This window comes from Nocardia sp. NPDC049220 (genome assembly GCF_040647855.1).
GTDB lineage: Bacteria > Actinomycetota > Actinomycetes > Mycobacteriales > Mycobacteriaceae > Nocardia.
Map to the genome: position 1 here is coordinate 41,033 of NZ_JBEZDA010000024.1, position 9,107 is coordinate 50,139.

General features: G+C 63.4%; 8 protein-coding genes and 1 pseudogene. 3 read left to right on the forward strand and 6 right to left on the reverse strand.

Annotated features, from left to right (window positions below):
- Positions 1-18 precede the first annotated feature (18 nt).
- Entirely contained in the window at positions 19-225 is a 207-nt protein-coding gene (locus AB0C34_RS29155; RefSeq protein ID WP_357079873.1) for a hypothetical protein, read from the forward strand.
- 304 nt (positions 226-529) lie between these two features.
- Here the strand turns inward: AB0C34_RS29155 and AB0C34_RS29160 are convergent, their stop codons facing one another.
- Positions 530-1,138, reverse strand: a complete 609-nt coding sequence (locus AB0C34_RS29160; protein ID WP_357079844.1) for a hypothetical protein — start codon at positions 1,136-1,138, stop codon at positions 530-532.
- A 431-nt stretch (positions 1,139-1,569) separates the two neighbouring features.
- Positions 1,570-1,707 carry a hypothetical protein gene (locus AB0C34_RS29165; RefSeq protein ID WP_357079847.1) on the reverse strand — a complete coding sequence of 46 codons (138 nt, stop codon included), beginning with the start codon at positions 1,705-1,707 and terminating at the stop codon, positions 1,570-1,572.
- Positions 1,708-1,714: 7 nt separating this feature from the next.
- On the opposite strand from AB0C34_RS29165, the gene AB0C34_RS29170 reads away from it, so the two are divergent.
- On the forward strand, positions 1,715-2,101 hold the full coding sequence (locus AB0C34_RS29170) for a hypothetical protein (RefSeq protein WP_357079850.1): 387 nt from the start codon (positions 1,715-1,717) through the stop codon (positions 2,099-2,101).
- A gap of 215 nt (positions 2,102-2,316) precedes the next feature.
- Positions 2,317-3,138 carry an alpha/beta hydrolase gene (locus AB0C34_RS29175; RefSeq protein WP_357079853.1) on the forward strand — a complete coding sequence of 274 codons (822 nt, stop codon included), beginning with the start codon at positions 2,317-2,319 and terminating at the stop codon, positions 3,136-3,138.
- A 129-nt stretch (positions 3,139-3,267) separates the two neighbouring features.
- Here the strand turns inward: AB0C34_RS29175 and AB0C34_RS29180 are convergent, their stop codons facing one another.
- The 4 genes and pseudogenes from AB0C34_RS29180 to AB0C34_RS29195 form a co-directional block, all read right to left on the reverse strand.
- Complete coding sequence (locus AB0C34_RS29180) at positions 3,268-4,539, reverse strand: hypothetical protein (RefSeq protein ID WP_357079855.1); 1,272 nt, start codon at positions 4,537-4,539, stop codon at positions 3,268-3,270.
- A gap of 754 nt (positions 4,540-5,293) precedes the next feature.
- Entirely contained in the window at positions 5,294-6,571 is a 1,278-nt protein-coding gene (locus AB0C34_RS29185) for an ATP-grasp domain-containing protein (protein ID WP_357079858.1), read from the reverse strand.
- A gap of 48 nt (positions 6,572-6,619) precedes the next feature.
- The gene (locus AB0C34_RS29190; protein WP_357079861.1) at positions 6,620-7,810 is read right to left on the reverse strand and encodes a hypothetical protein; all 1,191 of its coding nucleotides are present in this window, start codon (positions 7,808-7,810) and stop codon (positions 6,620-6,622) included.
- A gap of 957 nt (positions 7,811-8,767) precedes the next feature.
- A pseudogene (locus tag AB0C34_RS29195) lies at positions 8,768-9,107 on the reverse strand (hypothetical protein); the annotation flags it as partial.

Consider the following 9,107-nt stretch of genomic DNA (forward strand, 5'->3'; position numbering starts at 1 on the left):
TATCAGGAGGTGAGCGACGTGATATACCTGTTGGCACTCATCGCGGTCGTAACTATCGCGGTGTTGTGCTGGAAGGCGTTCGGCCCCGAGAAAGCTGGACGCACCACACCCCAAGCGCATTCTCCGCGACGTCGGCGCGCTATCGGGCCCGACGACGACCCGGAGTTCCTCTGGCGACTATCCCACCAGCAACGCGACGGCGAGTCCGGCCCAGCCGACCGCTGACGCGGTTGCTTGCCTTACCTCCATAGACGCGGTCCGAGTGGACCGGCGACGCCGTGACGTTGTGCCACGGCACTTCCTCGGCACCGTGGTATCGCACGCGTACCGAGCGCGGAGTCCAGACCACGTGACCCGCCCGATGACGAGTCGGTACTTGCGCGGTTACCCGACGGCCACCCATCGGGATGCCGCCGCCGGCGGCACAGTAATGCCACGACGGCGATCAAAGTGATATTCACCACTATCCACTCGACCGGACGGGCAGGCGCGCTGCGGTGCGCCTGCCCCTCACGCGAGCGACTGCCGATCAGGGCTCGCCGTTGACGACCGCCATCAGAGCGTCCATGAACGGCTGGCCACCCATGATGTATCCACCCGCGATCGCACCGACGACCAGGCCGATCGGTCCGGTGATGATGCTGAAGAAGCCGAGACCGATCAGCGCTCCGAGCAACCCGCCGAGCAGTCCACCGACGACGACGCCGGCGACGTTCTTGTTGAGTTCGGTCATCAGCCGGTTCATCGAGCTGATCGGCTGCATCTCGCCGATTTCCTTGGCGTCCGCGACCGGCGTGAGCGCGAGCCTCGTTCCGTTGTCACTGATCTCGTGCGCGACCGGCAGTTTGCTGCCGGAAACCTCGTAGGTCAGCGGAACTTCGGCGACGACAGCGCCGGTGTCGGACGTCAGCGCGATCTTGGCGCCGTTGTCGACGACCGCGAATGTGCCGTGCTCGACGGAGGTGGTGATCGTTCCGGTCTCGTCGGAGACCGTGGTGTGATAGTCGACGCCCTGATCGACGCCGGTCGAGACCATCTCTCGATCCGCTTGCGCGGGTTGCGCATTCGCGGTACCCGCGGCTATTCCCACTGCGGCGACCGCACTGAATGTTATGGCGGCAATTGTGCCGAACTTCATGCTGTAATTCCTTCTCACCAAGACCCGGCGCCGGAGGCCGGATGGCGTGGACTGTACAACCCCCATACCTTGTTGCCAGACCTGGCGAACGGCCAACCGCCTCAGTAGAATTCGTTATTCGATTGTGACCGAGGCGGATATTCGACGTGAATGCGCTCTGGCAACCCGGCCGAAGAGCGCATCAGCTCGACGCGGACGCGCCGAATAGTGTATGCATGGCGTGGTCTTCAATTCGCAAGACTCACAACTCGGATCTCCTCGAGAGCGAGTTCGAAGGGTTACAGCCGTGGAGGACGTGTCGTGTCGCGCCAACGTATTCGTGCCGGTATCACTCTGACGGTCTTCATAGTTGGGACCGCGCTATCGGCGGCGCTCGTAGCCTTTGCCGCGGTGTCGATGAACGGATCCGACGAAGAACCAGCGCAGGCTGCTCAGACCAGCAGCACGACGACCACATCCACACCGCCCACACCGCCGCCGCCAGCTCCCGAAATGCCCTCGTCCACTGCCGAGGCTCCGCCGACCGCCACCTCGGGCATGCGCGGTGCGGCGAACAAGAGCGCTACCACGCTCCAGGTGAACGTCGGCGATTGCGTGCGCCTCGCCGGCTCCGGCGGAATCGAGAAGTCGTCCTGCGGTGGCACCGGCGCCACCTACAAGGTCGTCGAGAAGGCTCCAGCGAACAGCCCGTGCCCCAGCGACGCCGACCACACCTACAACGACACCCTGCAGGGCGCCGCGCAAGCCGCGTTGTGCATGGACATCGACTGGGTGGTCGGCGGCTGCATGGAGCTGATCCCCGGCAGTCCGAAACGCCTCGACTGCGCGGCCCACGGCACACCGAACGGAGTGCGCGTGGTGGAAATCAAACAGGGCACCGTCGACGTCAACTCCTGCGCCGCCAGCGATAGCGGAATCGTGTACGGGCAGCGTCATTTCATCGTCTGCGTCGCCCGCCTCTGAACCACCCCGCAGTGGGCCGGCCCTCGGCGGAGCGAGCAGTGGAGTGCCGACCGTCCTGTGCCGTGGGACGAGATGACAGCGATCGGCACCGATCCGGAAGACTCCGCAGAAACAGTTCGGGTGCTGTCGCCGAAGTCGATCGGGCGGGAGCCTCGCTCCGGTGCTAACCTCCGGTTCTCAGTTGATCTGGTTATCGGCCGTGGGAGCTGGCTTCAATGACGAACCCCCAGACGTTCATCGACCATATGATTCCGACTGTTCTCGGCACGGTTCGGGTTCGAATCACCGGTTCGGGTGCACCCATACTGTGCTGGCCCAGCCTCTTGATGACCGGCGACATGTGGATTGCCCAGGCCGAGTGTCTGGCCGAACGGCACACCGTGATCATGGTCGATCCGCCCGGGCATGGCCGCAGCCAGCCGTTGACCGCAATGTTCGGCTTCGATGACTGTGCTCAGTGCATCGTCGACATCCTCGATGCGCTGCACATCGACGTCACGCACGTGCTCGGCAATTCTTGGGGCGGGATGATCGGCGGCACATTCGCCGCACTTCACCCCGATCGCATCGGTCGCGCGGTCCTGATGAATTGCACCGGCTCAGCGGCCGGGCTCGGACAGCGGATCGAGTACGGCGCACTGTTGCGCCTGGCCGGTCTCATCGGCGGATTCCGCGGACCGCTGGTTCGATCCGCAGTGAAAGCGTTCCTCGGGCCGACGACTTTTCGGACAAGACCCGACGTGGTGGACTATGTTCGCGCATCCGTGCGGTCGGTCGATCTGTCGTCGGTTTCCTTTGCCATTCGAAGTGTTGTGCCGGCTCGTGTCGACCAACTCGAACTGTTGGCAACGATTTCAGCCCCGGTGCTGGTCGTCGCCGGTATCGAAGACGCGACCTTCGCCGTGCCGGAGACCCGCGCGATGGCGAATGCGATACCCGGGTCGACATTCCAGGTGCTCGATGGTGTCGCGCACCTTGCCGCCCTGGAGAATCCGCCCCTGATCAACGCATTGGTAGCGGATTTTCTGACCGGATAGTCGCGCCAGCGCGCCGCAGACGTGGCCACCCACCGCCCGTCGATCTGCTCGAACACGCAGGGTAGTCGGCGGTCGGACCATCGAGTCACCGACGATCAGACCGTCGGCGAACTCGCGGTGCTCGGCAACCTACCTCGTTGGATGTCCTTGCAGTTCTCCCTCTGCGGCGTCGAGCAGCACCGAGATTTCTCCGGGTACACAGTGCAGCCGGAAATCCGCCGCGATGCGCTGGATTCCCCGTTCGACTTCGGCGCTGGTCGCGCCCGCGAACCGGAATCGGGCTCCGCAAAGCTCATAGCTCGCCACAGCGGGCAGCACCGAACCTGGTTCAGGGAGCACACTCGCATACAGGCTGCCGTCGACCTGCTGCGGCTGCGAGACGGCCGTGACCGTGCACGGAGCCGGAATCGACGGCTTGATGATAAGCCAGCCGGCCACAGCGGAATTCGGGAGCGGATCCGACTCGGGCCGGCGGCCCAGTTGAATAGCGGTGGCGGCCGCCATCAGGTCGAAGCCATGCACATCGCGCCACAGGAACGGAATCTCCGCGCCGCCAGGGCGGGCGGCGATCTCCAGAAACTGAATTCGCGGTGTGCCGTCCGGCTCGCGACCCAGGAATGCCTCGAGATGAAAGACCAGTGGCGACGGGCCGCTCATCGCGGCGCACACCGTGCGGGTGAACGCCTCGATATGCGACAGCACCTCCGGATCGTCGATCTCCACGGAACTGAGTACGTTGTCGCGGTCGAAATCGCCGCACTTGGTCAGGTACCGCGACGCGCGCCATGGTCGCAGTTCGCCATCGCTCCACAGACCATCGATGTGCAAGATGTCGTCGGTGCAGAACTGTTGCACCAGACGCGGCTCGGTCGCAGACTCGGCCAACAAGGCGGCATCGGACGGCGAATGCAATTGGATCACTCCTTCGCTCCCACCACCCCATCGCGGTTTCACGATCACCGGCCAACCGTGCGAGTCGGCGAACTCCAGCACGGCGGCGGTATCAGGAGCATCGGCGAAGGCAGGCAGCGGAAGCTGAGCATCCGAGATGACCTGGCACATGACCAGCTTGTCTCGGAACTTGGTGATGTCGAGGGGCCGATGACCGGGGACATCGAGATCCTGTCGCAACTGCGCGACCACCTCGAGGTCGTCCTCATAGAGGGCGACGATTCGATGGGGGTTTCCGAATCGTCCGGAGAGTTCGAGGACAGCCGCGCGCACCGCGGCGACATCATCGAGGTCGGCGACGATGACGGCTGCTGCCACAGTGTCCGGGACCGACGGCCGTGCGATTTCGCGGCAGATATACGTCACGGCATAGTCGTCGTGATCGATATAGCGAGGGTACTCGGCGTAACGGTCACGCCAACGGTGGAGTACGACAATGTGTGGCTTCATTCCAGTCCTAGCACACTCGAGCGACTACTGCGATATTCCACCCGGAGCAGTCTGCGATTCCGGGTTTCGATTTGATGGCCGACGTTGTTCTCAGCCTTGTCACGACCTCTGTCGGGCCGCGTGTCCAATCGCCTCTGCTTACGCGGGTCCCATACCTGACATGTCACACAATACGGTGGCGTCGCGGTCCGAAACATGGTGCGTACGCACGAAATACCCCGAAGAACACCGGACTTCCTTGTGCGGATACAACGGGCGAAATTGGGATGTTTCGACGACTGCCGCAAACTTGCGGCGAATACCGCTCGATTCCACGGTCGGGTCAGCCGGCATCTCGGCTCGAACGCGACGTTGCGCGGTCTCGGCAGAAGTGTGTACGACAGCCCAGTGCACCACCGGTAGTCCAGTCCGGTTGAGGTGAGGTTTCATGACAGCCTTCTGGGTCGACCCGACAGCATAGTCCCGTCGTAACCGACGACACGCAGCAGCGAATGCACGAAACCGGGTGCCGCGACAGCCATCCCGTCGGGGACCATGGGACCGGTCAGCGAGGTTTTCGTCACGGTGTCGGCAATTTCCGCAAGGTCGGTCCACGAACGTACGGTCCACAATGGCGCGCATGCCCCGGGCCGCCGCCGAATATCTTCCGCGCCAGCCGGTTTCAAGCATCCTCACATACCCATCTACGGGTTTCAGAAATGCATGGCGAACTGTGGGCAAAAACGAGGGGAACCAGTGTGATCGGCCACTGAGGCTATTGCGCAACGACCGACTGATCGGACTCCGAATCTCGGTCCTGTTCGCGGGACACCCGGAGAACCAGTCTCTTTTCGATCAAGTCGAGACGCTCGTAGGCTTGTGCCTGACTGTCGGCGGAGACAATCATGAACCCGATTCGAGCTGTCTCCACATTGCCCTCGGGCGGCAGGATGACATTGTCGCCGACAGGGCGTTCCCAGCAGATCCGCTCCAGCCAGGGATATTCCGCGGCCGGCGCGCCGGAGACCTCCCGTGCCGTGAGGATGCCGCTGTGCGTCGGATACAGCATTCTGATCGCCGCGCTCTGCTGCTCCGATGGGATCAGTTCGGGTGTCCGGCCACAGGCGATGTCAGCTGCGATGCGCGGTAGGTCGAGACCGGTGGCGAGCCGGACGAGAACACCGATCAAGTCCCCAGCGATGCGCGAGTTGACCTCGATGATCCGTGGCCCCGTGGCAGTGAGGCGCATCTCCACATGTTGCACCCCCTCTCGGACACCGAGAGCCTGCACCGCTGCGGCAGCCACGGGAGCGACCTCGGGCAGCAGTGGGTCGGCCGCGGTCACCGCGTGGCCGAGCTCCTCGAAGTATGGCGCGAAACCGAGCTCTTTGCGGACTACCGCGAGCGCCGTCGTGCGTCCCTCGATGGTGGCGCACTCGACGGAGATCTCTGGCCCCGCCAGGTATTCCTCCACCAACACGCCACTGCCTTCACGGCCTTGGCCGGTCGCGCCCGCAGTGCTGAAACTCCATGCGGCAGGTAAGTCTTCGGCAGCGTCCACTCGGATGACACCGATGGCTCCGGCGTACGACGCAGGTTTGAGCACGATCGGATATCCGGTGTGGTCGGCGGCGGCGGCTGCGGCCGCCAGACTGTCCGTCGGCGTGGATTTGGCTGACGGAACACCGTTTTCGGCGAATTTTCGCCGACTGGTGGCCTTGTCACGGGAGGCGCTCATCGAGGAGATCGAATTGCCCGACAAGCCGAGATCAGCGGCCAGGGCGGCTGTCGGAATGAGCGCGAACTCATCCCAGGTGAGCACACCGGCAATGCGGTGGCGGAGGGCCAGCGACCGCCCTGCCGCCCGGACCGAGTCGGAATCACGGGTATCGGCGACTTCGTGATCGACAATGAGTCGGCGTTGCCAGGTAGGCGGTTCGGCGGTGATCACCGCGATCGAGTAGGCCGCTGCGATCCATTCGTGACTGTACTCACGGTAGAGCTGATCGGATCCGCCGACGATAATGATCAGCGACTGTGCGGTGTCGGGCATTGTGTGAACCTCGCGAACTGTAACGAAGGGACTCGGTGACTTCACAGGTCAGTGCGGCCTACGGAAACACAGCCAGAGCAGGATTGCCTGTAGTGCGGCACAGACCGGGAAGAGCAGGGTGAGGCTGTCGAATGGCACCACTGCGACCAAGACGCCGGCCAATGGCATCGGCAAAAGCACCACAAGGATCGAAGCCGACAGTATCGAGCCGAACCCCTCAGCGGGAATGAGTTGGCTTCGTAGCGTGCGCAACACCACGGTCAGCGCTCCCTCCGCAGCCATGAACACCACCACCGCCATCGCATACGCGAGGAATTCGGGCACAATCGCGACAGCCAGGCAGGCCGCAGTGGATGCCGCGGCCGCTGCCGCACCGACGAAGTTCACCTGCCAGCGGTCGATAGCTCGCCGTGCTCCCCAGACCGCGAGCAGTGCCGCGACCGCGACGGCGCTCCACAACATACCGACGTCGGCAGCGGAACGTTGGAACCGCACCAGCAGAAGGGCCGGTGTGGCCGCCTGCAATACGGCGCTGCTCAAGTTGCACGCGGCCAAACCGACAACGAGCCAGAACAATGCGCGACCGCGAAGTAGCGCCTGCATCCCCATACGTAGATTGCTCGGGGTGGCGGAATGCCGGGCGTGGGCAAGATCGCCCGGTATTCCGATGGCCGCCGCCACCGAAAGGCCAGCCACGACGAAAAGCACCGTCGACGTGCCCGCTTGCACCAGCACACCGACGAGCAGCGGACCGGCGAGCAGCGCGCCCTGGTCGATTCCGGTGTTCACAGACTGTATGTGGTGGGCCTGGTGTTCGAACCTTCGGCCGAACTCGGCCCCGATTGTTTCCAACGCGACAAACGATATTTCGGCCAGCAAACCGGATATGGTTCCAAAGGCCAACACGACACCGGTGGTCGCCGCCCCGGACGCGGGAAGGATCGCCAGGCACGCTCCGGCCCCAGCCATACTCACCGAGCGGATGAGATTGGCGTAGCGTGCCATGAGACCAGCACCCCAGCGGTCGACGAGCGAGCCGGTGAAACTGAATGCCGCCAGCCGCGGCGTCCACTCGAGCACGAAGGCTATTCCGGTCATACTGGTCGATCCGGTGGTCATCAATACCAGCAGCGGGATGGCAAAACTTGCGGTCGTACTCGCCAGCGCATCAGTAGCCCGTGTCGTATAAACACTAGCCAACGTGGCCTGCCGCGCCGGAGCGAGTTTCAGCGCATTCACTCGGGGGCTCCCGGCAGGCGAACGGCATACTGCGCCGGGTAGTCGGCGTCACGGTCACGCCAACGGTGAATTACGTTAAGGTGCGGCTTCATTCCCGCTCTCTACACAAACGAACGACCACTGCGATATTTCGGCTCGCGGAATGCAGGTGAGTCGCGGCACTCGCGCAACTCCGAAACCTCGACGGCACAGCAGACAAAGGTAAATCCGGTTGCGCGCCTCGCACGGCAGATGATGCCGCTGACCTCGACCCGACCATGCGGTTCGCAATCAGTTGCCCTCGGACAGCTGATGCTTGAATTTGCCTAGTTCTTCTGCAGGGGCTTTGACGCGATCATCTACACATTGGAACCAGAGTGTTTACAGGGACTGTGGCGGACCCCATCCCCCGTGATGGTCACCGGGGATGCCAGGCGGGCGTGGTTCGTGTTCCGGGTTCGACTTCATCGCCAGCGATGTCGGCTCCCGGCCTCGCCATGACCTGTCACGCGGCGTGTTCGATAGCGGCTCCTTGCACACCAGGCTCTAGCTGACGCGTCATAGAGTACGGCAGGACCGCGATCCGAAGCATCTCGAGCGCGCACAAAATACCGCGACGAATGACGGCCATTTTTGGGCGCAGAGCATGGATGCCCTCGGTGGCACGAGGATTGGCCGCGGTCTGTACGGCAGAAATCGCAGGCGGACCCCGCCGTCGAATCAGCTCAGGTGTGACCAGCTCAGCGCTGCCGCACGTCGTGCAAGAAGACCAACCCATCGGTCAGCGCGGTCACGGCAAGGTGAATACCCGGCAACGGCAGTTCGAAACCTCCTGTCGCTACCTGCCCGTGCCACCGCAGCCGCAGAAGACAATCGGCAGTTCCCCACCGACGTCCCGGCCGTTGACACACCGGACCGACATCGAACCCACGCCGGCACTGGCACCACAGACCGCGAGGAAAAGGCCGTCCTGTCGGGTTATCGTGTTTGTTCGGGTATGGGGGTGTTGGTTTTGGGTCGGGTTTTTTCTGCCCAGCGGATTGTGGCGGGTGTGAGTGTTCCGGCGGTGAGGAGTAGTGCTCCGGTGATGTACCATCCTGGGCGTCCTAGTCCTAGGCATAGTCCTGTGAGTAGTACTGGTCCGATGGTTTCGGCTAGTCGTAGGCCGGTGCCGAAGACGCCGAGGTATTCGCCGATCGCGTGTGGTGGGGCTAGGCTGTTCGATACTTCGAATCCGCCTGCGCTTTGCCAGAGTTCACCGATGCTGAGGATCGCGACTCCGGTTAGCACGATGATGATGGCGAGCCAGCTGGGGCGT